Raw genomic sequence first — 25,297 nt, forward strand, 5'->3', positions numbered from 1 at the left:
ATGAAGCGTCCTGCGGCCGGCGGGAGTGAGCGTACGGGGGCTGGCCGCAGGGGAGTTGGGGCGCTGCCCCGATGTCGGGGCGCCCTCCGTGTTCGTAGCGTAGTGATCGTCTTCGGCCGGACGGGCGGAGACGATCGCCGTCGACCGAGGGAGCACGATGCACGTCACCTCAGCAGTCACCGCCGGTCTCGGTCTTGCCGGCCTCCTGGCGGGCGGACTGGCCGTCGCGGCGCCCCCACCGGCCCGGACCCACGACTCGGCACGCCACGACCTGGCCTGGGGAGAATGCTCCGCGGACCAGAAGGAGCTGAACGAAGCGGGGGCGCGGTGCGCGAAGGTGACCGTGCCGCTCGACCACGCCGACCCCGGCGGCCCCACGATCCAGCTGGCGATCTCCCGTATCGAGGCGAAGTCACCCGCTGAGCGGCGCGGCATCCTGCTCTCCAACCCGGGCGGCCCCGGCGGCACCGGCCTCGCCCACACCCTCGCCCTGCGCCCGTCGCTCAAGGACGCGGCGGACCGCTACGACCTGATCGGCTTCGACCCCCGCTTCCTCGGCGAGAGCACCCCGATCACCTGCGGTGCCCCCTCCCGTCCCGCCCCGCCGGCGCGGGAGACCACACCGCGCGCGGACTTCGAGGCGTCGGTGCGCGCCGCACGCGACACCGCCCGCCGCTGCCGGCACCACAAGAACAACGCCCGGCTGCTCCCGCACGCTTCGACCCGCAACGTCGCCCGTGACATGGACGCGATCCGCGCCGCGCTCGGCGAGCGCAAGCTGTCGTACTACGGCGTCTCGTACGGCGCCGACCTGGGCGCGGTCTACACCCAGCTGTTCCCGCGCCGCGCCGACCGCGTCGTCCTCGACTCCTCGACCGACCCGGAGGCCACGCAGTACGAGCTGTTCCAGCGCTCGGGGGAGCCGGCCGAGAAGGCGCTGCGAGGCCGCGTACGGAGGGACGTCCTCGCCCTGCTGCGGCGGGCCGAACGGCACCCGATCCCCGCCGCGGGGCAGCAGATCGACGCGCCGCTGCTGCGCCTGCTCGTCAAGCAGCTCGTCCAGCACGAGGAGTACGACCCGCAGCTCGCCGAAGTCGTCGCCGACCTGAAGAGAGCCGCCGCGGGCGAGGAGACCGAGCCGGGGCCCGCGCTCGCCGGACTCCTGACGATGCTGAACTCGCCCGAGCTGGAGAGCAGCATGGTCGGCGGTGCGATCTTCATGTGCGGCGACGGCGGATGGCCCGCGGGCGGCTGGCCGAAGAACCCGGAGACGTACTGGAAGAACATGCGGCACAGCCGTGCCACGCAGCCGGTGTTCGGGCCCTACGTCAACGGAATGATCGCCCCGTGCGCGTTCTGGAAGGGCGAGCCCCGCGAACCCGCCACGCGGATCACCAACGACGTGCCCGTCCTGATGCTCCAGGCCCGTCACGACAACAACGTTCCCTACGAGGGTGCCCTCGCCCTGCACCGCAAGCTCACAGGATCACGCCTGCTCACAGCGGACATCCGCGCGCACGGCGTCTACGGGCGAGGCGACAGCGGTCTCACCCCCGTCCCGTGCGCCGACCGCGCCGTCAACACGTATCTGCGTGCCGGAAAGCTGCCCGACACCGACCTGACCTGCGCGAAGCCGAAGGGGAGCCGATGAGAGAGATCCACCCCGGCACCTCGTCCTACGTCCCGCGGCCGACGGCGTCCGGTACGGCCCGGGGATCGCGTGGCGCCCGGTGGCCGGGCGCACCAGCGCCGCCTTCACGATGCGGGTGGACGGGCCGAAGCGGGAGGCCCGGACGCGGCCGAGCCTCCGCCTGGTCGACGCGGCGCCGGCGGACCGTCGTGCCTGACCGCCGCCCCGGTGGTGGGCGCAGGGTCCGGCGGAGGTGTGGCCAGCCGCGGCAGTCTCGTCGCGGTGACCGCGCCCAGCGCCGCCACCGCCGCGAGGACCGTCAGCGTCGGGCCCATGGCGGAGAGGAACGCGGCTCCGGGCCGGGGGCTCGTGGCCGGGGCGAAGGCTGTCAGCAGGGTGGTCGCCGCGGCGATGCCCAGGGTCGGGCCGACGTTCATCGCCGTCTGCTGGAGGCCGCCGGCCACGCCGGCCTCCGAGGGTGGCGCTTGCCGTACCACCACCGTCGTCGCGGCGACCATCACCGTGCCGAAGCCGGCGCCGACCAGGAGGAAGCCGCCGCAGGCCGGCAGCGCCCCTGAACCCTCGTCCAGGCGGGACAGGGTCAGGACGCCCAGCGTCAGCAGCGTCATCGCCGTCGTGATCGTCCGCCGGGGGCCCTGCCGCCGCAGCAGCACCGCCGCGAGCGGCGCGCTCGCCACCATCATGACCGCGAGCGGCAGCGCCCGTACCGCACTGTTCAGGGGGTCGAGCGACAGGACGTCCTGGAGGAAGTACGTCGCCGTGAAGAGCGTGCCGAACATCGCGGCGGACGCCGCCACCAGGATGGCGAGGGCCGGTCCGACCGCCGCAGAGCCGACGAGCCGCGGCGGCACGAGCGGGCTCGCGGCCCGGCGCTCGTGGCGTACGAACGCCGTGCCCGCCGCCACGGCCACGAGCGTCCCCGCCACGGTGGCCGCCGCCGGGCCGTGCTCCGGGATGCCGACCAGGGTGTGCACGAGGCAGGCCAGCGTCACCGCGAGGAGCCCGGCCCCGGGCAGGTCGAGGCCGGGCGCGGGGCTCTTCCGGGGCGGTGCCGGCAGGCGGACCAGCAGCGCGAGGACCCCGATCACCAGTGCGGGCACCACGCTCAGGAAGAACACCGAACGCCACCCGAGCCGCGTGGCGAGCGCCCCGCCGAGCAGCGGCCCGGCGGCCGCCGCGAGGCCGATGGCGCTGGTCCGCAGCGCGATGGGCATGCCGAGCCGCTCCGGCGGGAACGCCGCCCGCAGCATTCCCAGCGTGGCCGGCTGCAACAGCGCGCCGAAGACGCCCTGGGCGACGCGCAGCCCGATCACCCAGCCGACGCCGGGCGCGAGGCCGATGCCGGCCGAGGCGAGCGCGAAGCCGAGCGTGCCGACGGCGAAGAGCCGCCGGTGCCCGTACCGGTCGCCGAGCCGCCCCGCGAAGACCAGCAGGCTCGCCACGGCGATCAGATACCCGGTGCTGGTCCACTGCACCGCGGCGAACGACGCGCCAAGATCGCGCTGCAGCACAGGCTGCACAACGGTGAGCACGGTCCCATCAAGGGCAACGACCACGGCCCCAAGAACACTGCAAGCCAAAGCGAGACCCGGCCGGGCCGAACCGGGCGAGGTCATGAGCACTCCGGGCTGACGCGCGTGCCCGGCGCGGAGGGCTCGGGGCCGGGGTGCGCGTCCGGTGCGGAGGGCTCGGGGCTGACGTGCGCGTCCGGCACGGAGCGCTCCGGACCGACCTGAGTGCCCCGCGTGGAGGGCTCCGGGCTGGCGTGCGTGCCCGGCGCGGAGGGCTCCGGGGCGACCTGCGTGCCCGGCGGCGTGGAGGGCTCCGGGCCGGCCTGCGCGGCCCGCGCGGTGCGCTCCGGGCCCACGTGGGCCCGGAGCGCAGTCTCGATCAGTGGTTCCGCGGTCTTGGCTCCGGAGGCCAGTGTCAGGCTGCCCCAGTGCCAGAGTTGGGCGATGCCGTGCAGGTTTGCCCAGAGGGCGGCCGCGGCGATCCGGGGGTCGGTGTCGTGGCTGCCGGCCGGCCCACGCGCCTGGGCCACCAGGCCGACCAGGGCTTCGAAGAGCGGCAGGCTCGTGTCCCGCAGCCCCAGCTCGTCGCTCCGGAGCAGATCGTGGCGGAACATCAGCTCGAACATCCCCCGGTGCTCCCCGGCGAAGCCGACGTACGCACGGCTCAGCGCCTTCAGCCGCGTACGGGCGTCCCCGCGGCCGTCGCCCCCCGCCGCCCGCTCCACCTCGGCCGCCAGCTCCGCGAAGCCGCGCCGGGCGATCGCGGAGAGCAGCGCCACATGCGTGGGGAAGTGGCGCCGGGGCGCCCCGTGCGACACCCCCGCCCTGCGGGCGATCTCCCGCAGGGTCAGCGCCCGCACCCCCTCGGCCTCCACCAGCTCGACGCCCACATCCACCAGCCGGGCCCGCAGCCCGGCGTCCTGTTCGCTCATAGACACTGTCTACCGCACCGCGTAGACAGTGTCTACGAGAATTCGGGCCCAAGGGGCACTGTCCGTAAGGGGGGAGGTACGAGATATCTTGATGTCGAGCAATGTTGCAGACGCGGAGCGGAGCACCCGGTGACTGACTCGACCATCATCTACACCCACACTGACGAGGCCCCGGCCCTGGCGACCCATTCGTTCTTGCCGGTGGTCCAGGCCTACGCCTCGACGGCGGGGGTCAGCGTGGAGACGCGCGACATCTCGCTCGCGGGCCGCATCATCTCCAGCTTCCCCGAGCGTCTCGAAGAGGGCCAGCGCATCAGCGACGCCCTCGCCGAGCTCGGCGAACTCGCCAAGACCCCGCAGGCGAACATCATCAAGCTGCCGAACATCTCGGCCTCGATCCCGCAGCTCAAGGCCGCCATCGCCGAGCTCCAGGGCCAGGGCTACGCGCTCCCCGACTACCCGGACGACCCGAAGACCGACGAGGAGCGCGACACCCGCGCCCGCTACGACAAGGTCAAGGGCAGCGCCGTCAACCCGGTCCTGCGCGAGGGCAACTCCGACCGCCGCGCCCCCGCCTCGGTCAAGAACTACGCCAAGGCGCACCCGCACCGCATGGGCGCCTGGACGGCCGACTCCAAGACGAACGTCGCCACCATGGGCGAGAACGACTTCCGCTCGACCGAGAAGTCCGCGGTCATCGCGGACGCCGGTTCGCTGCGCATCGAGCTCGTCGGCGACGACGGCTCCACCACCGTCCTGCGCGAGTCCGTACCCGTACTCGCGGGCGAGATCGTCGACGCCTCCGTGATGCGCGTCGCCGCCCTCCGCGAGTTCCTCACGGAGCAGGTCGCCCGCGCCAAGGCCGAGGGCATCCTCTTCTCCGTGCACCTCAAGGCCACGATGATGAAGGTCTCCGACCCGATCGTCTTCGGCCACGTGGTCCGCGCCTTCTTCCCGAAGACCTTCGCCGCGTACGGCGACGTCCTCGCCGCCGCCGGGCTCACCCCGAACGACGGTCTGGGCGGCATCTTCAAGGGCCTGGACTCGCTGTCCGACGGCGCGAAGATCAAGGCGTCCTTCGAGGCCGAGCTGGCCGAGGGCCCCGAGCTCGCCATGGTCGACTCCGACAAGGGCATCTCCAACCTGCACGTCCCCAGCGACGTCATCGTGGACGCCTCCATGCCGGCCATGATCCGCACCTCCGGCCACATGTGGGGCCCGGACGGCGGGGAGCACGACACCCTCGCGGTCCTCCCGGACAGCAGCTACTCCGGCGTCTACCAGGTCGTCCTCGACGACTGCCGCGCCAACGGCGCCTTCGACCCGTCGACGATGGGCTCCGTCCCGAACGTCGGCCTCATGGCGCAGAAGGCCGAGGAGTACGGCAGCCACGACAAGACCTTCGAGGTCCCGACCACGGGCACCGTGCGGGTCGTCGACGGCGTCGGCGAGGTCGTCCTGGAGCAGGCCGTCGCCGCCGGTGACATCTTCCGCATGTGCCAGACCAAGGACGCGCCGGTCCAGGACTGGGTCAAGCTCGCCGTCACCCGTGCCCGCGCCACCGGCAGCCCGGCCGTCTTCTGGCTGGACGAGACCCGCGCCCACGACGCCGTGCTCATCGGCAAGGTCGAGCGGTACCTCGCCGACCACGAGACCGAGGGCCTGGACATCCGGGTCATGTCGCCGGTCGACGCCACCGCGTTCTCCCTGGAGCGCATCCGCCGCGGCGAGGACACCATCTCCGTCACCGGCAACGTCCTGCGCGACTACCTCACGGACCTCTTCCCGATCCTGGAGCTGGGCACCAGCGCCAAGATGCTCTCGGTGGTCCCGCTGATGAACGGCGGCGGCCTCTTCGAGACGGGCGCGGGCGGCTCGGCCCCGAAGCACGTCCAGCAGCTCGTCAAGGAGAACTACCTGCGCTGGGACAGCCTGGGCGAGTTCCTGGCCCTCGCGGTCAGCTTCGAGCACCTGGCCACCACCACGGGCAACGCGCGCGCCCAGATCCTCGCCGACACCCTGGACCGCGCCACGGCGACGTTCCTGGAGAACGACAAGTCGCCGAGCCGTCGCCTGGGCGGCATCGACAACCGCGGCAGCCACTTCTACCTCGCCCTGTACTGGGCGCAGGAGCTGGCCAGGCAGACCGAGGACGCGCAGCTCGCCGAGGCGTTCGCGGCCCTGGCCAAGACGCTCTCCGAGCAGGAGCAGACCATCGTCGACGAGCTGATCGCGGTGCAGGGCAGCCCGGCCGACATCGGCGGCTACTACCAGCCCGACGCGGCGAAGGCCTCCGCGGTCATGCGCCCGTCCGCGACGCTCAACCAGGCGCTGTCGATCCTGGGCTGACGTCCGCGCGTACGTGAAAGGGGCCTCCCGCCGTTCTGGCGGGAGGCCCCTTCCACGTGCCCGTACACATCCGGGGACCTATGAGTGCCGGCGGGGCTTGCCTCGCTTGGCCGCCTTCGGACGGGCGGCGGCGCCTCGGCCGCCCTTGCCCCCCGCGGGCTTCTTCTTCGGCTGGGCCGAGGTCTTGGCCCTGGCCCGGCCCTTGTCCCCGGCCGCGTCCTTCGCGGGCGCCTGGGAGCGGCCCCGCGAGCTGTTGACCGTACGGCCACGGACGATGCCGATGAGGTCCTCCACCTGGTCCGTGGTCGCCGCCTCCGGCCACGACAGGGCCACACCGGACTCGGGGGCGTCCGTGACGGGGCGGTAGGTGAGGTCCTTGCGGTGGTGCAGCCGGGCGAGGGACTGCGGGACGACGAGGACGCCGATGCCCGCGGCGACCAGGTCGACGGCGTCCGCGGTGGTGGCGGGGCGCTCCTGCGCGGGCAGGCCGGGGCGCTGTTCCCAGGTGAGCGTCTCGTCGAGGGGGTGGAGCACGATCTCGTCGGCGAGGTCCTCCGCGGTCACCTCGTCGACCGCAGCGACGGCGTGGTCCTTGGAGATGAGGACGACCGTCGTCTCGGTGTAGAGGGGGATCGCGCTGAGATCCGTACGGTCGATCGGCAGGCGTACGAGACCGGCGTCCGCGCCGCCCGCCCGCAGCACGTCGGCCGCCTCGTCGGCGGGGACCTGCACGAGGGTCAGTGGGATGCCGGGCAGCCGCTCGTTCCAGATACGCACCCACTTGGTGGGCGTCACCCCCGGGACGTAGGCGAGCCGGAACGAAGGGGTCACTTCCGAGCCTGTCACCTCGCCAGGCTACCCGCCGTGGTCAGCGGCGGCGCACACGCTCGATACCCTGGCCTCATGACGTCGCACCAGACCACCCAGACCATGAAGCCCGCGACCGCGGCGAAGAAGCTGGGTGTGTACCTTCCGGCCACCCCCGCAGAGTTCCAGGAGGGCGTGGTCTCGCGCGGCGAGCTGAACGCGCTCCAGGCCGACCCGCCCGAGTGGCTCCAGGAGCTGCGCCGCACCGGTCCGCACCCCCGCCCCGTCGTCGCCGCCAAGCTCGGTGTCTCCATCGCGGGCCTCGCCCGCGGCGGGATCACGGAGGCGCTCACCACCGAGCAGATCGAGGCGCTGAAGCAGGAGCAGCCCGGCTGGCTCCGCCAGGAGCGCGCCACCCAGGCCGATGTCCGCAAGGAAGCGGTGCGGATCAAGGAGCAGCGGGCCGAACAGGCCGACAAGGCGGCCCGCGCCGACGAGAGCCCCGGCCGCTGAGACCCTGACCCACTGACCCACTGACCCACTGCCGCTCAGCCCCCGCTCGGCTCCTGCTCGTCCGGGCGGATCAGCAGTGTGAACCAGACCGTCTTGCCGACGGGGTCGGGCCGCGTGCCCCAGGCGTCGGCGAGGGCGTCGACCAGGACCAGGCCCCGGCCGTCCTCCTCGGTGCTCTCGGCGAGCCGGGCCCTGGGGCGGGGCGCGCTGTGGTCGGTGATCTCCACGCCGAGTTCACGCACGCTGTGCCATACGCGCAGGTGCAGCGGCCCCTGCGCGTGCCGGACCCCGTTGGTCAGCAGCTCGGAGGCGAGCAGCAGCGCGGAGTCGGCCAGTTCCGTCAGGTCCCACTCCTTGAGCTTCTCCTCCAGGAAGTGCCGCCCGGCAGGAACCGACACGGCCTCGCAGGCCAGCCCCCGCGCCGCGATGTCGAGCGGCGCGGTGGGGAAGCTGACCAGCAGCAGTGTCACGTCGTCGGAGTGCGTCCCGCTGTCGGGGAGCAGTGTGCGCAGGACGCGGTCCGCGGCCGTCTCCAGGTCCTCGGTGGTGTCGAAGGCGCCTTCGAGGGCGCTGGTCAGCAGGTCGAGCTGGACATCGATATCGGTGTCCGAGGTCTCCACGAGGCCGTCGGTGTAGAGGGTGAGGGTCGTTCCCGCCCGCAGCGGCAGCCGCACCTGCTCATGCGGCACCCCGCCCACCCCGAGCGGCAGCCCTGTCGGCACCGGCAGCTCGCGCACCTTGGAGTCCGGCTCGACGAGGAGCACCGGCAGATGACCGGCCGAGCACACGGTGATCTCGCCCTGGGTCGGGTCGGCCTCCAAGTAGAGACAGGTGACGAACGGCTCGGGCAGGTCGCGGGTGAACGCGTCGAGGGTCTGCATCAGCTCGCACGCCGGGAGACCGGCCAGGGCCAGGGCGCGGCCCGCGGAGCGGAGCTGCCCCATCACCACGGCCGCGTCCATGCCGCGCCCCATGACGTCGCCGATGAAGACCCCGACGCGGCCGGCCCCCAGGTCGATCAGGTCGAGCCAGTCGCCGCCGACGCCCTGGCCCTGGGTCGAGGGCAGATAGCGGCTCGCGGTCCGAGCGCCCGGGATCCGCTTGGCCGACCCCATGAGATTGAGGGCCAGCGCGATCTGCCGCTGCTGTGCGTACAACTTGGTGAGCTCGGCCTCGCTCCTCTTGCGTTCCGTGATGTCGCGCATCACGGAGCAGACGGTGGTGATGGTCCCCTCGCGGTTGCGGATGGGCCAGAGGGTGACGTCGATGTCCAGGACGCGTCCGTCGCTGGTGGTGCGACGGGTCTCGTAGTGCTCGATGCGGATGCCGTCGGCGATCTGGGCGAGGAAATGGGCTTCCTCGTCCTTGAGGTCGGGGGGTACGAGCATGCCGACGTGACGGCCGACGGCTTGTGCGGGGGTGTATCCGTACAGGCGTTGTGCGGCCGCGTTCCAGAAGGTGATCTCGCCGTCGAGGGTCTTCATGAGGATGGCGTCCTGTGAGGACTCGACGAGAACGGCCAGCTCGTCGACCCGGGCCTCGCTCCTCTTGCGTTCCGTGATGTCGCGCATCACGGAGCAGACGGCGGTGATGGCCCCCTCGCGGTTGCGGATGGGCCAGAGGGTGACGTCGATGTCCAGGACGCGTCCGTCGCTGGTGGTGCGTCGGGTCTCGTAGTGCTCGATGCGGATGCCGCGGGCGGTCTGCGCGAGGAGGTGTGCCTCTTGGTCCTTGAGGTCGGGGGGCACGAGCATGCCGATGTGGTTGCCGACGGCTTGTGCGGCGGTGTACCCGAACAGGCGTTGTGCGGCCGCGTTCCAGAAGATGATCTCGCCGTCGAGAGTCTTCATCAGGGTCGCGTCCTGTGAGAACTCGACGAGCTCCCTGAACAGCTCCTGCCGGTCGTCGGTGCTCCGCACAGTTTCCACAGACATCATCGCTGCCTCGCTTCGCGTGCCTCCTGCCCACCTGGGCGGCATGTCGGATACTCCAGCACATCGGCTGTCGACATCGCAGATCTGCGAGTAATTCGCCGTTACGGGTGCGCGATTGTCGCTTTCTGCAAGGTATGGACGTCGCACTTCTTCTGATGCCGGGCGATCGCTGCGCGCGAGTGTCCGATCTGTGACGAAGCCCGACAGGTGGCCGATGCCGTCCGCCGGGCCGGGAGCGCGGTGTGCCGGGCCCGTAGGCTGGCGCCACCGAACCCCTCCGGCGTCATCCAGCGGCGATTGCATAAAACTGCGGCTATGCGTATAGTCATGCCATCCAAGAGGAGGGTTCCATGGCGGTACGCGCAGCAGTGGCAGGGGCGAGTGGGTATGCGGGCGGCGAGCTGCTGCGGCTGCTGCTCGTCCACCCCGAGGTGGAGATCGGCGCCCTCACCGGCAACTCGAACGCGGGGCAGCGCCTGGGCGCGCTCCAGCCGCACTTGTTCCCGCTCGCCGAGCGCGTCCTTGAGCCGACCACCCCCGAGGTCCTCGCGGGGCACGACGTCGTCTTCCTCGCCCTGCCCCACGGGCAGTCCGCCGCCGTCGCCGAGCAGCTCGGCCCCGACGTGCTGGTCATCGACATGGGCGCGGACTTCCGGCTGAAGGACGCGGCGGACTGGGAGAAGTTCTACGGCAGCCCGCACGCCGGGACGTGGCCCTACGGCCTGCCCGAGCTGCCCGGCTGCCGCACCGCCCTCGAAGGGGCCAAGCGCGTCGCCGTGCCCGGCTGCTACCCCACCGCCGTCTCGCTCGCGCTCTTCCCCGCGTACGCCGCCGACCTCGTCGAGAGCGACGCGGTGATCGTCGCGTCCTCCGGCACCTCGGGCGCGGGCAAGGCCGCCAAGCCGCACCTGCTCGGCTCCGAGGTGATGGGGAACATGTCCCCGTACGGAGTGGGGGGCGGGCACCGGCACACCCCCGAGATGATCCAGAACCTGAGCGCCGCGGCGGGCGCCCCCGTCTCCGTCTCCTTCACCCCGACGCTGGCCCCGATGCCCCGCGGCATCCTCGCCACGTGCAGCGCGAAGGCCAGGGCCGGTGTCACCGCGGAGAGCGTGCGGGCCGCGTACGAGAAGGCGTTCGCCGACGAGCCGTTCGTCCGCCTGCTGCCCGAGGGGCAGTGGCCCGCGACCGCCGCCGTGTACGGCTCGAACGCCGTGCAGATCCAGGTCGCGTACGACGAGAGCGCCGGCCGCGTGATCGTGATCAGCGCCATCGACAACCTCACCAAGGGCACCGCGGGCGGCGCCCTCCAGAGCATGAACATCGCCCTCGGCCTCGACGAGGCCACCGGGCTCACTACGATCGGAGTCGCGCCGTGAGTGTGACGGCAGCCAAGGGATTCACGGCGGCGGGCATCGCCGCCGGCATCAAGGAGAACGGCAACCCGGACCTGGCCCTCGTGGTCAACACCGGGCCCCGCCTGGCCGCCGCCGGCGTCTTCACCTCCAACCGCGTCAAGGCCGCCCCGGTCCTCTGGTCGGAGCAGGTGCTCAAGGGCGGCCTCGTCTCCGCCGTCGTCCTCAACTCCGGCGGCGCCAACGCCTGTACGGGCCCGCAGGGCTTCCAGGACACGCACGCCACCGCCGAGAAGGTCGCCGAGACGCTGTCGCTGAACGCGGGCGAGGTCGCCGTCGCCTCGACGGGACTCATCGGCCTGACGCTCCCCATGGACAAGCTCCTGCCGGGCGTCGAGCAGGCAGCAGGTGAACTCTCCGCGCACGGCGGCGAGAAGGCCGCCATCGCCATCAAGACCACCGACAGCGTGCACAAGACGTCCGTCGTGACCAAGGACGGGTGGACCGTCGGCGGCATGGCCAAGGGCGCGGGCATGCTCGCCCCCGGCCTCGCCACGATGCTGGTCGTGCTCACCACCGACGCCGACCTGGAGGCCGGTGTCCTGGACCGGGCGCTGCGCGACGCCACCCGCGTCACCTTCGACCGGGTCGACTCCGACGGCTGCATGTCCACCAACGACACCGTGCTGCTCCTGGCCTCCGGCGCGGCCGAGGTCACCCCGGAGTACGACGAGTTCGCCGAGGCCGTCCGCGAGGTCTGCGCCGACCTGGGCCGCCAGCTCATCGGGGACGCCGAGGGCGCCAGCAAGGACATCAAGGTCGAGGTCGTGAACGCCGCGAGCGAGGCCGACGCCGTCGAGGTCGGCAGGACCATCGCCCGCAACAATCTCCTCAAGTGCGCCCTGCACGGCGAGGACCCCAACTGGGGCCGGGTGCTCTCCGCGATCGGCACGACGTCCGCCGCCTTCGAGCCGGACCGGCTCAACGTCGCCATCAACGGCGTCTGGGTCTGCAAGAACGGCTCCGTCGGCGAGGACCGCGACCTCGTCGACATGCGCTACCGCGAGATCGTCATCACCGCCGACCTCGCGGCGGGCGCCGAGACCGCGACGATCTGGACGAACGACCTCACCGCCGACTACGTCCACGAGAACAGCGCGTACAGCTCATGAGCGCACGCAAGCACACCGCACTGCCCAAGGCGCAGATCCTCGTCGAGGCGCTGCCCTGGCTGACCCGGCACCGCGGCAAGACCGTCGTCATCAAGTTCGGCGGCAACGCCATGGTCGACGACGAGCTGAAGGCCGCCTTCGCTCAGGACGTGGTCTTCCTGCACCACGCGGGCCTCAAGCCCGTGGTCGTGCACGGCGGCGGCCCGCAGATCAGCGAGGCGCTCGACCGGCACGGCATCGTCAGCGAGTTCAAGGCGGGCCTGCGCGTCACCACCGAGGACGCGATGGACGTCGTACGCATGGTGCTCGCCGGACAGGTGCAGCGCGAGCTGGTCGGCCTGCTCAACCAGCACGGCCCGCTCGCCGTCGGCCTCACCGGCGAGGACGCGCACACCATCACCGCCACCAAGCACCGGCCGCGCATCGAGGGCGAACTGGTCGACATCGGCCGGGTCGGTGAGATCACCGACATCGACACGGGCGCCATCGAGGCGCTGCTCGCCGACGGCCGCATCCCGGTCGTCTCCTCGATCGCCCGCTCCGAGGACGACGGACATGTCTACAACGTCAATGCTGATACGGCGGCTGCGGCACTCGCTGCGGCGCTTGGTGCCGAGACCTTGATGGTCCTGACCGACGTCGAGGGGCTCTACGAGGACTGGCCCCACTCCGACGAGGTCATCAGCAGGCTCACCGCGCTGGAGCTCGAAAAGCTCCTGCCCGAGCTGGCCAGCGGCATGGTCCCCAAGATGGAGGGCTGCCTGCACGCCGTGCGCAACGGCGTGCACACCGCCCGCGTCATCGACGGGCGCGTCCAGCACTCGATCCTGCTGGAGATCTTCACCGACGAGGGCATCGGCACCATGGTCGTGCCCGACCAGGCAGAGGGGGAGTCATGAGCAACCAGGAGCTGACCACGCGCTGGCAGGGCGCGCTCATGGACAACTACGGCACGCCGAAGCTGCCCCTGGTCCGCGGCGAGGGCAGCAGGCTGTGGGACGCCGACGGCAAGGAGTACGTCGACTTCGTCGGCGGCATCGCCGTCAACGCGCTCGGCCACGCCCACCCGGCCGTCGTCGAGGCCGTGAGCACCCAGATCGGCGCGCTCGGCCATGTGTCGAACCTCTTCGTCGCCGAGCCGCCCGTCGCGCTCGCCGAACGGCTGCTCCAGCTCTTCGGCCGCGAAGGGCGCGTGTACTTCTGCAACTCCGGGGCCGAGGCCAACGAAGGCGCCTTCAAGATCGGCCGGCTGACGGGCCGCTCGCACATGGTCGCCGCCCAGGGCGGCTTCCACGGCCGGACCATGGGCGCGCTCGCCCTCACAGGACAGCCCGGCAAGCAGCAGCCGTTCGTGCCCCTGCCCGGCGACGTCACGCACGTGCCGTACGGGGACGTCGAGGCGCTGCGGGCGGCGGTCGGCGCCGATACCGCCTTCGTGATCATCGAGCCGATCCAGGGCGAGAACGGCGTCGTGGTGCCGCCCGCGGGCTATCTCAAGGCCGCAAGGGAGATCACCAGGGCCACCGGGACCCTCCTCGTCCTCGACGAGGTGCAGACCGGAATCGGCCGCACCGGTCACTGGTTCGAGCACCTGGCCCACGAAGGCGTGGAGCCTGACATCGTCACACTCGCGAAGGGCCTGGGCGGCGGTCTGCCGCTCGGCGCGACCGTGGCGTTCGGCGCCGCGGCGGAGCTGTTCAAGCCCGGTCACCACGGCACGACGTTCGGCGGCAACCCCGTCGCGTGCGCCGCGGGGCTCGCCGTCGTCGACACCATCGCCGCCGAGGGTCTGCTCGACAACGCCAAGCGGGCCGGTGAGAAGCTGCGGGACGGAATCGAGTCACCGGGGCACCCGCTCGTGAACCGTGTAAGGGGCGCGGGCCTGCTGCTGGGTATCGTGCTCACCGAGCCGCTCGCGCCACAGGTGCAGCAGGCGGCTCAGGACGCCGGCTTCCTGGTGAACGTGCCCGCCCCCGATGTCGTACGGCTGATGCCGCCGCTGAACGTGCGCGACGACGAGGTGGACGCGTTCCTCCGGGCGCTGCCCGGCGTACTGGACAAGGCCGCCGAGGCGGCCGACGGGGACGGACGATCCGGAGAATGAGACCACGATGAGCCAGGCGCAAGGCAACGAGCACGTCGACCACGCGGGTCCGGCCGTGCCGCAGACCCGCACCGCACGCCACCGCCGGATCGTGGACATCCTCAACCGGCAGCCGGTGCGCTCGCAGAGCCAGTTGGCGAAGCTGCTGGCGGACGACGGTCTGACCGTCACGCAGGCGACGCTCTCCCGGGACCTGGACGAGCTGAACGCGGTGAAGATCCGCAACGCCGAGGGCGACCTCATCTACGCGGTGCCGAGCGAGGGCGGTTTCCGCACGCCGCGCGCGCCGCTGGGGGAGTCGGCCAAGGAGGAGCGGATGCGGCGGCTCTCCGCGGAGCTGCTGATCTCGGCGGAGGCCTCGGCGAACCTGGTCGTCCTGCGCACGCCGCCGGGCGCCGCCCAGTTCCTGGCATCGGCGATCGACCAGGCCGAGCTGCACGACATCCTGGGGACGATCGCGGGCGACGACACGTTGATGCTCATCAGCAGGGAACCGGCCGGGGGGCAGGCCCTGGCCGACCATCTGCTCCGCCTGGCCTCCAACGAGTAGCGGGCCCCTGGCCCTGAGCCGGGCCCATCGCCGGCTGCGCCCGGCTCGTCCTCAAACGCCGGACGGGCTGATCAGGCTTTCTGGTTGCGGCGGGCCATCCACGCCGCCACCAGCGCTCCCGACACGTTGTGCCAGACGGAGAAGACCGCCGCGGGGAGCGCGGCCAGCGGGCTGAAGTGGGCCGTGGCCAAGGACGCCGCGAGGCCGGAGTTCTGCATCCCCACCTCGAAGGCCATGGCGCGGGAGGCCGGCGGGCCGAGGCGGGAGAGTTTGCCGGCGCCGTAACCCAGGGCCAGGCCCAGGCCGTTGTGGAGGAAGACGGCGAGGAAGACCAGGCCCGCGGCCGACTTGATGGCCGCGGCGCTGCCGGCGACGACGATCGTCACGATGGCCGCGATCGTCAGGGCCGACAGCCACGGCAGCGCGCCGAGCACCCGCCCGACGTACCGCCCGAAGAGCAGCCGCACGAGCAGCCCGGCGATGACGGGCAGCAGCACGGTCTTGAGGATGTCCGTGACCATGGAGCCCGCGTCCACCGGCAGGTACTCGCCCGCGAGCAGCAGCGTCAGCGGCGGGGTGATCAGGGGCGCGAGCACGGTCGAGACGGTGGCCACCGAGACGGAGAGCGCCACGTCACCGCGGGCCAGGTACGTGACCACGTTCGACGCCGTGCCGCTCGGCGCGCAGCCCACCAGGATGACGCCCGCCGCCAGTTGCGGCGAGAGGCCGAGCGCGTGGGCGATGAGCCAGCCGAGCCCGGGCATGATCACGTAGTGCGCGACAAGGCCGAGCGCGACGGCCCAGGGCCGCTTGACCACGCCCTGGAAGTCGAGCGGGGTCATGGTGAGGCCCATGCAGAACATCACCACACCGAGCAGGTACGGGACGTTCGTGCCCCAGCCGTCGAAGGTTCCCGGCGCGGCGAGACCGAGGCCGCCGGCGGCCAGGACGAGGACGGGGAAGACCGTGACGGCACGGCGGGCGGCCTTGTCGGCCGCGCCTGAGTCATCGGTGGGACCTTGGAGCGTCTGTTCGGGTTGCACGGCGCGATGCAACGCCCCGGCCGGTCCGCACGCAACCCCGTCTCGCCATGTGGTCGCTACACGGATCCAGCCGGCTCGTGGGCGGCCGACGTGGGCGGGGACGGAGGCAGCGGGAGCGGCAGTCCCGGCAGTCCGTCGATGCTCTGGGCGATGTACTCCTTCTTGGCGAAGTACGCGCCCAGCGACGCGTCGTCCTCGCGCGCGAACCGCTTGCTGTGCAGATCGCGGTCCTCGTCGTACGACATGAACGGCACCGCGTAGCCGCAGGTGTCACGGATGAGGTCGGCCGTCACGACGATGATGGCCCGCAGGCCGTGCTGCGCCGGGTCGCTGTCGGGGAAGTGGCCGAGGAGTTCGGGGAAGCGCGGGTCGTCGCGGAAGACGGGCTCGCCGCGGCCGTGCACCCGGACGATGTTGGGCGGCCCCTGGAAGGCGCACCACATGAGGGTGATGCGGCCGTTCTCGCGCAGGTGCGCGATGGTCTCGGCGTTGCTGCCCGCGAAGTCCAGGTAGGCGACGGTCAGTTCGTCGATGATCGTGAAGGAGCCCTTGAGGCCCTTGGGCGAGAGGTTGATCGTGCCGTCGTCGGCGAGGGGCGCGGTCGCCGTGAAGAACATCGGCTGCTCCTCGATGAAGGTGCGCAGCCGGCCGTCTATGCGTTCGTAGGTCTTTCCCATGTCTAAGGATTATTCGCTGTAACTCTTCGCCTGTCTAACGACTTGGCGGAACTCGCGGCGGCCCGGGTGGCCGATTGACGAATCATGCATAGTTCTGCATACTCATGCATGGCGGTGCTTGGGCCGCCGTGAGAGCCCGCGCTTCTAAGGAGCACGCAGTGAGCAGCAACAGCGGTGACGTCCGGCTCTGGGGCGGACGGTTCGCCGACGGTCCCGCCGAGGCCCTGGCGAAGCTGTCCGCGTCCGTCCACTTCGACTGGCGCCTCGCGCCGTACGACATCGCCGGATCGCGTGCCCACGCGCGCGTCCTGCACAAGGCGGGCCTGCTCACCGAGGACGAGCTGACCCGCATGCTGGCCGGGCTCGACCAGCTCGAAGGGGACGTGGCCGACGGCTCGTTCGTCGGCACCATCGCCGACGAGGACGTCCACACCGCCCTGGAGCGCGGCCTCCTCGAGCGGCTCGGCCCCGACCTCGGCGGCAAGCTGCGGGCCGGGCGGTCCCGCAACGACCAGGTGGCGACGCTCTTCCGGATGTACCTGCGTGACCACGCGCGGATCCTCGGCGGTCTCATCGCCGAGCTCCAGGGCGCCCTCGTCGGCCTCGCTGAGGCGCACCCGGACGTCGCCATGCCGGGGCGCACGCACCTCCAGCACGCGCAGCCGGTGCTCTTCGCCCACCACGTCCTGGCCCACGTCCAGTCCCTCTCCCGGGACGCGGAGCGGCTGCGGCAGTGGGACGCCCGTACGGCCGTGTCGCCGTACGGCTCCGGCGCGCTCGCCGGATCGTCCCTCGGGCTCGACCCGGAGGCCGTCGCCAAGGACCTCGGCTTCGAGCACGGGAGTGTGGGCAACTCCATCGACGGCACGGCGTCGCGCGACTTCGTCGCGGAGTTCGCCTTCATCACCGCGATGATCGGCGTGAACCTCTCCCGGATCGCCGAGGAGATCATCATCTGGAACACGAAGGAGTTCTCCTTCGTCACCCTCCACGACGCCTTCTCGACCGGCTCCTCGATCATGCCGCAGAAGAAGAACCCGGACATCGCCGAGCTGGCGCGCGGCAAGTCGGGCCGCCTCATCGGCAACCTCACCGGCCTGATGGCCACCCTCAAGGCCCTCCCGCTCGCGTACAACCGCGACCTCCAGGAGGACAAGGAGCCGGTCTTCGACTCCTGCGACCAGCTCGAAGTCCTGCTGCCCGCCTTCACCGGCATGATGGCCACGCTCACCGTCAACCGCGAGCGCATGGAGGAACTGGCCCCGGCCGGTTTCTCGCTCGCCACCGACATCGCCGAGTGGCTCGTCAAGCAGGGCGTGCCGTTCCGTGTCGCGCACGAGGTCGCGGGCGAGTGCGTGAAGGTCGCCGAGTCCGAGGGCAAGGAGCTCGACGCCCTCACCGACGAACAGTTCGCGAAGATCTCCGCGCACCTCACGCCCGAGGTCCGCACCGTCCTGAACGTGCCGGGCGCGCTCGCCTCCCGCGACGGCCGCGGCGGCACGGCCCCCTCGGCCGTCGCCGTACAGCTCGCCGAGGTCAAGGCGGACCTGGCGGCACAGGAGGAGTGGGCGACCGCCCGTAGGTGACACGGGGTCACGGGAGTCGCGGACCCCTCGGGTTACGTTGTCGGGAGCACACCGCACGACGACCCCGAGGAGCCCGCGATGCCCTTCGCCCGGCTGGCCGCAGCCACGACCCCGACCGCGCACCTGGGACTCGGCCTCGCCGCCGTCGGCAGGCCCGGTTACATCACGCTCGGCCGCGAGAGCGACCTGCCGGCCTCCCGCAGCGTCGAGGCCCTGCGCGAGCGCACCTTCGAACTGCTCGACGCGGCCTACGCGACGGGCGTGCGGTACATCGACGCGGCCCGCTCGTACGGCCGCTCCGAGGAGTTCCTCGGCGACTGGCTGCGGGCCAGGCCCGATGTCCAGGACGTCGTCGTCGGCAGCAAGTGGGGTTACACGTACACGGCGGACTGGCGCACCGATGCCGAGGGCCCGCATGAGGTCAAGGACCACGGCACCGCCGCCTACGACCGCCAGCGCGCGGAGACCGCCGAGCTGCTCGGCGACCGGCTCGACCTCTACCAGGTCCACTCCGTCACACCGGAGAGCCCGGCGCTCACCGACAAGGAGCTGCACGCCCGCCTCGCCGCGCTGGCCGCCGACGGGGTGACCGTCGGCCTCTCCGTCAGCGGCCCCGACCAGGCGTCAGCCATCCGCGCCGCCCTCGCCGTCACGGTCGACGGGGAGCCGCTCTTCCGCACCGTCCAGGCCACGTACAACCTCCTGGAGACGTCGGCGGGCCCCGCGCTCGCCGAGGCCCACGACGCCGGCCTCACCGTCATCGTCAAGGAAGGCATGGCCAACGGCCGGCTCGCCGCCCCGCACGCGCCCGCCGCGCTGCGCGAGGCCGCCGAACGGACGGGGTACGGCTGCGACGCCGTGGCGCTCGCGGCGGTGCTGCGCGAGCCGTGGGCGGGCGTGGTCCTTTCCGGCGCGGCGACCGCGGCCCAGCTCGTCTCGAACCTGCACGCCGCCGCGGTCGACCTCGGCCCCGACGAGGCCGAGCGCCTCAGCGGTCTCGCGGAGGAGCCGCGGGCGTACTGGGCGCGACGCGCGGAGCTGCCCTGGCACTGAGGGCCAGGCCAAGGGCCAGGGCCAGGACACGGGGGGCAGGATCAGGGAGCCATCGGCTCCCTTTGAGACGTTAATGTCTCAGGCGTCCTATAGTCGTCTCATGTCTGTCGATCGCGATCAGGTCCTGCGCGGCGCCGCCGCCCTGCTCACCCGCAAGGCCACCTCCACCATGGACGAGGTCGCCCGTGCCGCGGGCATCAGCAGGGCCACCCTGCACCGGCACTTCGCCGGCCGCGACGCGCTCGTACGCGCCCTGGAGGAGCTGGGCCTGCTGGAGTGCGAGGCCGCTCTCGACCGTGCCGCGCTCGACGAGGGCGGCGCGCGGGACGCCCTGCGGCGCCTGGTGAAGGAGATCGAGCCGGCCGCCGGGCTCCTCGCGTTCCTGTACACGGAGAACCAGCTCTTCGAGGGCGACGCCCAGCACGACGGCTGGGCCCACATCGACGCCCGTCTGGCCGCCCTCTTCCGCCGCGGCCAGGAGAACGGGGAGTTCCGCATCGACCTGACACCCGCCTGGCTCACCGAGGCGTTCTACGGCCTCATCGGCTCCGGTGCCTGGGCCGTGCAGGACGGCCGGGTGGCCGCCAAGGACTTCTCGTACATGATCGCCGAGCTGCTGATCGGCGGCGCGCAGCGGAGAGTGGACTCATGACCAGCATCAAGGAGACCGGCAGGACGGACGCGGAGCGCGGCGTGGCCCGCTGGCTCGCGCTCGCCGTGCTCGTCCTGGCCGTACTCCTGGTCGCCGTCGACGCGACCGTGCTCGGCCTGGCGACGCCGTACATCAGCGAGGACCTCAAGCCCTCGGGCACACAGCTCCTGTGGATCGGCGACGTCTACTCCTTCGTCATCGCGGGCCTGCTCGTCTCCATGGGCAGCCTCGGCGACCGGATCGGCCGAAAGAAGATGCTGCTCTGCGGAGCGGTGGCCTTCGGCGCGGTGTCCGTCCTCAACTCCTACGCCACGAGCCCCGAGCTGATGATCCTGGCCCGTGCGCTGCTCGGCGTCGCGGGCGCGACCCTGATGCCGTCCACGCTCGCGCTGATCCGCAACATCTTCCACGACCCGCGTGAGCGGAGCCTCGCGGTCGGCATCTGGGGCGCCATGGCGTCGGCGGGGGCGGCCGTGGGTCCCGTCGTCGGCGGCTTCCTGCTCGAACACTTCTGGTGGGGCTCGGTCTTCCTCATCAACCTGCCGGTGATGGCGGTCCTCGTCCTCGTCGGCATCAAGCTGCTGCCCGAGTCGAAGAACCCGGCGCCCGGCCCCTGGGACCTGCTGAGCGTCCTGCTCTCGCTGGTCGGCATGATCGCCGTCGTGTACGCCATCAAGGAGGCGGCGGCACACGGGCTCCGCTGGGACGCCGGGGCCGCCGCGGTGATCGGCGCCGGCGCGCTGACCTGGTTCGTCCGCCGTCAGCTCACGCTGAGCGCGCCGCTCCTGGACATGCGGCTCTTCAGCCACCGCGGCTTCTCCGGAGCGGTACTCGCCGACCTGCTGACCGTGCTCGGCCTCTCCGGCCTGGTCTTCTTCCTCTCCCAGTTCCTGCAACTCGTGCAGGGCAGGCGGCCGTTCGAGGCGGGCCTCGCGGAACTGCCCGCCGCGGCGGGGGCGGTGGCCGCGGGGCTGATCGCGGGCGTGGTGGCCCGGCGGTTCTCCGTACGCATCGTGGTCGCGGGCGGGCTCGCCGCGGTGGGGCTCTCGCTCGCCGTGCTCACGGGGCTGAGCCAGCACACCGGCTATCCGCTGCTCGGCGCCTCGCTGCTGGTGGTCGGCATCGGCGCGGGCTTCTCGTTCACCGTGACCGCCGACGTGATCCTCTCCAGCGTGCCCAAGGAGCAGGCGGGCGCGGCCTCCGCGGTCTCGGAGACGGCGTACGAACTGGGCGCGGCCCTGGGCATCGCCCTGCTCGGCTCCATCGTGACGGGCGTCTACCGCGGCTTCACGGCCCCGCCGGGCACCCCGCCGGAGGTGGCGTCGGCCGCCCACGAGTCACTGGGCGGCGCGGTCGAATCGACGCAGGACCTTCCGGCCCACGAGGCGGAAGCACTCCTGCACGCGGCGCAGACGTCCTTCGTGGACGGCCTCCGCCTGGCCTCCGGCGTGGGGGCGGCGGTCCTGCTGGCCACGGCCGTGGTGGCGTGGTTCCTGCTGAAGGGCCAGAAACTGGAGGAGGGCGTCGAGCACTGAGCGCTCGCGGCGTCGTCCCGACCGCGGGCCGATCGTGGCTGGTCGCGCAGTTCCCGCGCCCCTGACGGGGCTACGCCGCCTTGGCCTTCGTGGCGTACATGTCCACGTACTCCTGGCCGGACAGCAGCATGACCTCCGTCATCACGGAGTCCGTCACGGCCCGCAGCACGTAGCGGTCGCGGTCCATCCCGTCGTACCGGGAGAACTCCATCGCCTCGCCGAAGCGCACCGTCACCTTGCCGGGCCGCGGCACACCCTTGCCGCCGGGCTGGAGCTTGTCCGTGCCGATCATCGCGAAGGGGACGACGGGCGCGCCGGTCATCAGGGTCAGCCGGGCGATGCCCGTACGGCCCCGGTAGAGCCGGCCGTCGGGGGAGCGCGTGCCCTCGGGGTAGATGCCGAAGACCTTGCCGTCGTCGAGGACGCGCCGCCCCGTCATCAGCGCGGCCACACCGCCGCGGCCACCGTCGCGGTCCACCGGGATCATGCCGACGCCCGTGAAGAACCACGCCATGAGGCGGCCCTTGAGGCCCTTGCCCGTGACGTACTCGTCCTTGCCGATGAAGTACACCGGACGGTTGGCCACGAGCGGCAGGATCATCGAGTCGATGAACGTCAGGTGGTTTCCGGCCAGGATGACCGGGCCGGTCCCGGGGATGTTCGCGGCGCCCTCGACCCGTGGACGGAACATCAGGCGCAAGATCGGTCCGAGCACTGCCTTGATGAGCGCTAGACGGGACAACGAGCCCTCCGGGGTCAACGGGTCGGCGCAGTAAGCGACGGGTAAGTGCAGGTGAGTACGGTACTCGCGGGTTGCGGCCTCTTGCACATCGGGTGCACGCCCCCGATACGCAGGGTTGACCCGGCTCCGCGCGACGCCGCCCGGGAACGTGGCCTTGGCGACGACGGTATCCCCGTGGGACGGGTGTGGCCCGAAGCAGTGGTCCTTGTCACGCACACACTTCTCTCTGCGTAGCGGACGTTTCACACCCGCTGCCCCCTCATGGTGCGCCCATTCGCCATGCCGCGTCATCCTGACGTTCCGTCCAGGGTCTCCCATTGGCCACTCCCGGCGATCTACGATCGGTCCCGCTTTGTCAGGTGCAAGGCAGCGGTACATCGGGAGGAGCGCCAATGGCGACGCAGGATTCGGGTCAGCAGCAGCCGGGGACGAACCGGGGTCGGCGCGCGGTACTGGGGGCGGCGGTTCTCGGCGCGGGGACCGCCGCCATGGGACTGCCCGGCGTGGCGAGAGCGGAGTCACGGCACGGGCACGGCGGCGGCAGAGGCTACAAGAGCCTGCCGAAGCCGACCGTCGTCGCGCACCGGGGCACCAGCGGCTACCGGCCCGAGCACACGCTCGGCGCCTACCAGCTCGCCCTGGACATGGGCGCGCACGTCATCGAGCAGGACATCGTGCCCACCAAGGACGGCCATCTCGTATGCCGTCACGAGAACGACATCACCGCGACGACCGATGTCGCGGCGCACCCGGAGTTCGCCTCCCGCAAGACCACGAAGTCCGTGGACGGCGCCTCGCTCACCGGCTGGTTCACCGAGGACTTCACGCTCGCCGAGCTGAAGACCCTGCGCGCCAAGGAGCGCATCCCGGGCACGCGCCAGCGCAACACCCTCTACGACGGCCGCTGGGAGGTGCCCACCCTGGAGGAGGTCTTCCGGTGGGCCGAGAAGGAGGGCCGCAAGCGGGGCAAGGAGATCTGGCTGCACATAGAGACCAAGCACCCCACGTACTTCCGCAAGCTGGGTCTCGGCCTCGAGGAGCCGCTCGTCAAGCTGCTGCGCCGCTACGGCCGGCACAAGAAGAACTCGCCGAACTTCCTCCAGTCCTTCGAGCCCAGCAGCATCCAGCGCCTGGCCAAGATGGTCTCCGCGCCGCGTGTCGTGCTCCTTTCGGGTGCGAGCTCGCGCCCCTGGGACTTCGTGGAGGCGGGCGACCCGCGCACCGTCGCCGACCTGATCACACCCAAGGGCCTGCGGTGGATGGCGGGCTACGCGCAGGGCATCGGCCCGACCCTCGACCTGGTCATCCCGCGCAAGAGCGACGGCAGCCTCGGCACCCCGACCGGGCTCGTCAAGGACGCGCACGCCGCCGGTCTGATCCTGCACCCGTACACGATGCGCAACGAGAACACCTTCCTGCCCGCGAACTTCAGGAAGGGCACCGACCCGGCCGCCTACGGCGACGCCTTCGGCGCCTTCAAGGCCTACTTCGCGACGGGCATCGACGGCATCTTCTCCGACAACTGCGACACCGCGCTCCTTGCGGCCGCGGACTTCGTCAACGACTGACCGCCGGGCCCCGTTTGGGGTGAGAGCGCGCCGCTCCGGAAACTCCGTCCCGGGGCGGCGCGTCCCGCCGTGCATGACGTACGAGGCCCTGCCCGCGCTCATCCCCGCCCTGCGGCCGCTGCTCGCCGCCGAGGCGTCCGCGGAGACCCTCGGTTCGGGCACCGACCCCGGTGACCTGGAGCAGACGGTGTGGCTGCGGCTCCTTGAGCGGCTCGCCGCCGAGGGGCCGCCCGCCGATCCCGCGCTGTGGCTGCGTGGCACCGTCCAGGCCGAGGCGCGCCGCAGTCGGCGTACCGCCCGGCAGGAGACCGCCTACGCGGCCGAGCCCGCCGACGACCTACGGCGCGGCCCCGAGGACCGTGCCCTGACGGCCGACCGGCGCGCCGCCCTGCACGCCGCGGTCCGCAGACTGCCCGGCCGCTGCCCCGGCCTCATGGCCGCGCTCCTGTCCCCCCAGGACCTCACCTACCGGGAAATCGCAGGAGCGTTGGGAATGTCACAGGGGAGTCTGGGGCCGGAACGTTCCCGATGCCTGGGATGCCTGCGCAGAATGCTGGCGGCAGAGGTTGCGTCTCCGGCCCGTGGGGAAGGGAGCGGTAGACAACCGGTGGAGCAGGTGAGCGGGAGGCATGCACACATGGGCATGAGCGTGACCATCTCGGCGGCGGCCGAAGCGGACGCCGAACAGATCCTCAAACTCCAGTACCTCTGCTACCAGAGCGAGGCGGAGCTCTACGGCGACTACTCGATCGAGCCGCTGACCCAGACACTCGACTCCATCAAGGCCGAGCTGACCTCGGGGACCGTGCTCGTGGCCCGCCTCGGGGACGAGGTGGTGGCGTCCGTGCGCGGCGTGGTCGACGCCGACGGCACGGCGCGGATCGGCAAGCTGATCGTCCACCCCCGGATGCAGCGGCACGGCCTCGGCGGGCGGCTTCTCGACGCGGTCGAGCAACGCCTGGGTGCGGCGGGCGCCGCGAAGTGCTTCCAGCTCCTGTCCGGTCACCGGAGCGAGCAGAACCTCCAGCTCTACCGGAAGCACGGGTACGCGCCCGTGAGCACGCAGTACGTGAACGAGCGGCTCACCCGGATCACGCTCGCCAAGGATGTCCGGGCCGACGCCTTCGTCACCAGCGCGTAGCCCTCCGCAGCCAGAAGATCGCCGTCACCGGCAGGATCACCGGGATGAACAGGTAGCCCATCCCGAAGTCCGACCAGACCGTGGCGTCGGGGAAGGCCGAGGGTTCCACGAGGGTCCAGGTGCCGACGGCCAGGACGCCGACCAGCTCGGCGGCGCAGCACACCAGCGCCGCCCTGCGGGCCATGTCCCCGCCGCGCACCAGCGAGTACGTGATGAAGCCGTAGACGAGGCCCGCGACCGCGGAGAGCGAGTACGCGAGCGGGGCCTTGTCGAAGTCCGTGGAGATCTGCACGGCGGAGCGCGACACCGCGCCGACGACCATCACGCCGTACAGCCACAGCAGTAGGATGCCGGGGCCGGTGATCAGCTTCTGTCCCCGGCTCGCGGGCGTCCCGTTCTCCTCGGGCTCGGTCACGGTCATC

General features: G+C 71.7%; 21 protein-coding genes and 2 pseudogenes. 15 read left to right on the forward strand and 8 right to left on the reverse strand.

All coding sequences use genetic code 11. The annotated features are described in order from the left end of the window. Window positions 1-157: 157 nt before the first annotated feature. On the forward strand, window positions 158-1,651 hold the full coding sequence (locus ACZ6JY_RS19190) for an alpha/beta hydrolase (RefSeq protein ID WP_469197175.1): 1,494 nt from the start codon (window positions 158-160) through the stop codon (window positions 1,649-1,651). A 104-nt stretch (window positions 1,652-1,755) separates the two neighbouring features. Here the strand turns inward: ACZ6JY_RS19190 and ACZ6JY_RS19195 are convergent, their stop codons facing one another. Together ACZ6JY_RS19195 and ACZ6JY_RS19200 are read right to left on the reverse strand one after the other, a co-directional pair. Beyond that, the gene (locus tag ACZ6JY_RS19195) at window positions 1,756-3,267 is read right to left on the reverse strand and encodes an MFS transporter (protein ID WP_469197176.1); all 1,512 of its coding nucleotides are present in this window, start codon (window positions 3,265-3,267) and stop codon (window positions 1,756-1,758) included. Window positions 3,268-3,506: 239 nt separating this feature from the next. Next, window positions 3,507-4,094, reverse strand: a pseudogene (locus ACZ6JY_RS19200) (TetR/AcrR family transcriptional regulator); the annotation flags it as partial. A 129-nt stretch (window positions 4,095-4,223) separates the two neighbouring features. Between ACZ6JY_RS19200 and ACZ6JY_RS19205 the strand changes: the two are divergent. Then, a complete protein-coding gene (locus ACZ6JY_RS19205; protein ID WP_469197177.1) occupies window positions 4,224-6,443 on the forward strand; it encodes an NADP-dependent isocitrate dehydrogenase in 2,220 nt (739 codons plus the stop codon). A 78-nt stretch (window positions 6,444-6,521) separates the two neighbouring features. Here ACZ6JY_RS19205 and ACZ6JY_RS19210 read toward each other — a convergent pair whose 3' ends face one another. Further along, on the reverse strand, window positions 6,522-7,289 hold the full coding sequence (locus ACZ6JY_RS19210) for a LysR family substrate-binding domain-containing protein (protein ID WP_469197178.1): 768 nt from the start codon (window positions 7,287-7,289) through the stop codon (window positions 6,522-6,524). Window positions 7,290-7,346: 57 nt separating this feature from the next. Here ACZ6JY_RS19210 and ACZ6JY_RS19215 point away from each other — a divergent pair, with 57 nt between their 5' ends. Further along, window positions 7,347-7,763, forward strand: a complete 417-nt coding sequence (locus tag ACZ6JY_RS19215) for a DUF5997 family protein (protein WP_469197179.1) — start codon at window positions 7,347-7,349, stop codon at window positions 7,761-7,763. A 35-nt stretch (window positions 7,764-7,798) separates the two neighbouring features. Here the strand turns inward: ACZ6JY_RS19215 and ACZ6JY_RS19220 are convergent, their stop codons facing one another. Then, on the reverse strand, window positions 7,799-9,697 hold the full coding sequence (locus tag ACZ6JY_RS19220) for a PAS domain S-box protein (protein ID WP_469197180.1): 1,899 nt from the start codon (window positions 9,695-9,697) through the stop codon (window positions 7,799-7,801). A gap of 350 nt (window positions 9,698-10,047) precedes the next feature. Between ACZ6JY_RS19220 and argC the strand changes: the two genes are divergently transcribed. The 5 genes from argC to ACZ6JY_RS19245 are packed head-to-tail and all read left to right on the forward strand — an operon-like array spanning window position 10,048 to window position 14,878. Beyond that, entirely contained in the window at window positions 10,048-11,076 is a 1,029-nt protein-coding gene (argC, locus tag ACZ6JY_RS19225) for an N-acetyl-gamma-glutamyl-phosphate reductase (protein WP_469197181.1), read from the forward strand. Then, window positions 11,073-12,224, forward strand: coding sequence for a bifunctional glutamate N-acetyltransferase/amino-acid acetyltransferase ArgJ (gene argJ, locus ACZ6JY_RS19230; RefSeq protein WP_469197182.1), 1,152 nt, complete (start codon window positions 11,073-11,075; stop codon window positions 12,222-12,224). The genes argC and argJ overlap by 4 nt, the downstream gene beginning before the upstream one ends. Then, window positions 12,221-13,123: an acetylglutamate kinase gene (gene argB / locus ACZ6JY_RS19235; protein WP_469197183.1), complete on the forward strand. Its 903-nt coding sequence runs from the start codon at window positions 12,221-12,223 to the stop codon at window positions 13,121-13,123. The genes argJ and argB overlap by 4 nt, the downstream gene beginning before the upstream one ends. Beyond that, window positions 13,120-14,328, forward strand: coding sequence for an acetylornithine transaminase (locus ACZ6JY_RS19240; protein WP_469197184.1), 1,209 nt, complete (start codon window positions 13,120-13,122; stop codon window positions 14,326-14,328). Before argB ends, ACZ6JY_RS19240 begins: the two co-directional genes overlap by 4 nt. A gap of 7 nt (window positions 14,329-14,335) precedes the next feature. After that, the gene (locus tag ACZ6JY_RS19245; protein ID WP_062779421.1) at window positions 14,336-14,878 is read left to right on the forward strand and encodes an arginine repressor; all 543 of its coding nucleotides are present in this window, start codon (window positions 14,336-14,338) and stop codon (window positions 14,876-14,878) included. 71 nt (window positions 14,879-14,949) lie between these two features. Here the strand turns inward: ACZ6JY_RS19245 and ACZ6JY_RS19250 are convergent, their stop codons facing one another. Next, a complete protein-coding gene (locus ACZ6JY_RS19250; RefSeq protein ID WP_469197185.1) occupies window positions 14,950-15,921 on the reverse strand; it encodes a bile acid:sodium symporter family protein in 972 nt (323 codons plus the stop codon). 56 nt (window positions 15,922-15,977) lie between these two features. Then, the gene (locus ACZ6JY_RS19255) at window positions 15,978-16,598 is read right to left on the reverse strand and encodes a pyridoxamine 5'-phosphate oxidase family protein (RefSeq protein WP_469197186.1); all 621 of its coding nucleotides are present in this window, start codon (window positions 16,596-16,598) and stop codon (window positions 15,978-15,980) included. A 158-nt stretch (window positions 16,599-16,756) separates the two neighbouring features. Here ACZ6JY_RS19255 and argH point away from each other — a divergent pair, with 158 nt between their 5' ends. The 4 genes from argH (at window position 16,757) to ACZ6JY_RS19275 (ending at window position 21,424) form a co-directional block, all read left to right on the forward strand. Next, complete coding sequence (gene argH, locus ACZ6JY_RS19260) at window positions 16,757-18,184, forward strand: argininosuccinate lyase (RefSeq protein ID WP_469197187.1); 1,428 nt, start codon at window positions 16,757-16,759, stop codon at window positions 18,182-18,184. Between the two features lie 78 nt (window positions 18,185-18,262). Then, window positions 18,263-19,237: an aldo/keto reductase gene (locus tag ACZ6JY_RS19265; protein WP_469197188.1), complete on the forward strand. Its 975-nt coding sequence runs from the start codon at window positions 18,263-18,265 to the stop codon at window positions 19,235-19,237. Window positions 19,238-19,337: 100 nt separating this feature from the next. Continuing rightward, the gene (locus ACZ6JY_RS19270) at window positions 19,338-19,889 is read left to right on the forward strand and encodes a TetR/AcrR family transcriptional regulator (RefSeq protein ID WP_469197189.1); all 552 of its coding nucleotides are present in this window, start codon (window positions 19,338-19,340) and stop codon (window positions 19,887-19,889) included. After that, the gene (locus ACZ6JY_RS19275) at window positions 19,886-21,424 is read left to right on the forward strand and encodes an MFS transporter (protein WP_469197190.1); all 1,539 of its coding nucleotides are present in this window, start codon (window positions 19,886-19,888) and stop codon (window positions 21,422-21,424) included. Before ACZ6JY_RS19270 ends, ACZ6JY_RS19275 begins: the two co-directional genes overlap by 4 nt. Window positions 21,425-21,494: 70 nt before the next feature. Here ACZ6JY_RS19275 and ACZ6JY_RS19280 read toward each other — a convergent pair whose 3' ends face one another. Continuing rightward, a complete protein-coding gene (locus ACZ6JY_RS19280; RefSeq protein WP_469197191.1) occupies window positions 21,495-22,115 on the reverse strand; it encodes a lysophospholipid acyltransferase family protein in 621 nt (206 codons plus the stop codon). 443 nt (window positions 22,116-22,558) lie between these two features. Between ACZ6JY_RS19280 and ACZ6JY_RS19285 the strand changes: the two genes are divergently transcribed. The 3 genes and pseudogenes from ACZ6JY_RS19285 (at window position 22,559) to ACZ6JY_RS19295 (ending at window position 24,875) form a co-directional block, all read left to right on the forward strand. Next, complete coding sequence (locus ACZ6JY_RS19285) at window positions 22,559-23,734, forward strand: glycerophosphodiester phosphodiesterase (RefSeq protein WP_469197192.1); 1,176 nt, start codon at window positions 22,559-22,561, stop codon at window positions 23,732-23,734. 73 nt (window positions 23,735-23,807) lie between these two features. After that, window positions 23,808-24,308 (forward strand): annotated as a pseudogene (locus ACZ6JY_RS19290) (sigma-70 family RNA polymerase sigma factor); the annotation flags it as partial. Between the two features lie 63 nt (window positions 24,309-24,371). Further along, window positions 24,372-24,875 (forward strand): GNAT family N-acetyltransferase, encoded by a 504-nt coding sequence (locus tag ACZ6JY_RS19295; protein WP_469197350.1) that lies wholly within the window; start codon window positions 24,372-24,374, stop codon window positions 24,873-24,875. Here the strand turns inward: ACZ6JY_RS19295 and ACZ6JY_RS19300 are convergent. Then, complete coding sequence (locus tag ACZ6JY_RS19300; protein WP_469197351.1) at window positions 24,862-25,296, reverse strand: hypothetical protein; 435 nt, start codon at window positions 25,294-25,296, stop codon at window positions 24,862-24,864. The genes ACZ6JY_RS19295 and ACZ6JY_RS19300 overlap by 14 nt on opposite strands. Window position 25,297 lies beyond the last annotated feature (1 nt).

It is taken from the genome of Streptomyces sp. NPDC046335 (genome assembly GCF_055587985.1).

What these genes read in the sequence shown, in the direction of transcription:
- ACZ6JY_RS19190 (WP_469197175.1), top strand. Translation starts at nt 158, where the DNA reads ATGCACGTCACCTCAGCAGTCACCGCCGGTCTCGGTCTTGCCGGCCTC.
- ACZ6JY_RS19195 (WP_469197176.1), bottom strand. Translation starts at nt 3,267, where the DNA reads ATGACCTCGCCCGGTTCGGCCCGGCCGGGTCTCGCTTTGGCTTGCAGT.
- ACZ6JY_RS19215 (WP_469197179.1), top strand. Translation starts at nt 7,347, where the DNA reads ATGACGTCGCACCAGACCACCCAGACCATGAAGCCCGCGACCGCGGCG.
- ACZ6JY_RS19220 (WP_469197180.1), bottom strand. Translation starts at nt 9,697, where the DNA reads ATGTCTGTGGAAACTGTGCGGAGCACCGACGACCGGCAGGAGCTGTTC.
- argC (WP_469197181.1), top strand. Translation starts at nt 10,048, where the DNA reads ATGGCGGTACGCGCAGCAGTGGCAGGGGCGAGTGGGTATGCGGGCGGC.
- argB (WP_469197183.1), top strand. Translation starts at nt 12,221, where the DNA reads ATGAGCGCACGCAAGCACACCGCACTGCCCAAGGCGCAGATCCTCGTC.
- ACZ6JY_RS19240 (WP_469197184.1), top strand. Translation starts at nt 13,120, where the DNA reads ATGAGCAACCAGGAGCTGACCACGCGCTGGCAGGGCGCGCTCATGGAC.
- ACZ6JY_RS19245 (WP_062779421.1), top strand. Translation starts at nt 14,336, where the DNA reads ATGAGCCAGGCGCAAGGCAACGAGCACGTCGACCACGCGGGTCCGGCC.
- ACZ6JY_RS19255 (WP_469197186.1), bottom strand. Translation starts at nt 16,598, where the DNA reads ATGGGAAAGACCTACGAACGCATAGACGGCCGGCTGCGCACCTTCATC.
- ACZ6JY_RS19265 (WP_469197188.1), top strand. Translation starts at nt 18,263, where the DNA reads ATGCCCTTCGCCCGGCTGGCCGCAGCCACGACCCCGACCGCGCACCTG.
- ACZ6JY_RS19270 (WP_469197189.1), top strand. Translation starts at nt 19,338, where the DNA reads ATGTCTGTCGATCGCGATCAGGTCCTGCGCGGCGCCGCCGCCCTGCTC.
- ACZ6JY_RS19275 (WP_469197190.1), top strand. Translation starts at nt 19,886, where the DNA reads ATGACCAGCATCAAGGAGACCGGCAGGACGGACGCGGAGCGCGGCGTG.
- ACZ6JY_RS19280 (WP_469197191.1), bottom strand. Translation starts at nt 22,115, where the DNA reads ATGTTCCGTCCACGGGTCGAGGGCGCCGCGAACATCCCCGGGACCGGC.
- ACZ6JY_RS19285 (WP_469197192.1), top strand. Translation starts at nt 22,559, where the DNA reads ATGGCGACGCAGGATTCGGGTCAGCAGCAGCCGGGGACGAACCGGGGT.
- ACZ6JY_RS19295 (WP_469197350.1), top strand. Translation starts at nt 24,372, where the DNA reads ATGGGCATGAGCGTGACCATCTCGGCGGCGGCCGAAGCGGACGCCGAA.
- ACZ6JY_RS19300 (WP_469197351.1), bottom strand. Translation starts at nt 25,296, where the DNA reads ATGACCGTGACCGAGCCCGAGGAGAACGGGACGCCCGCGAGCCGGGGA.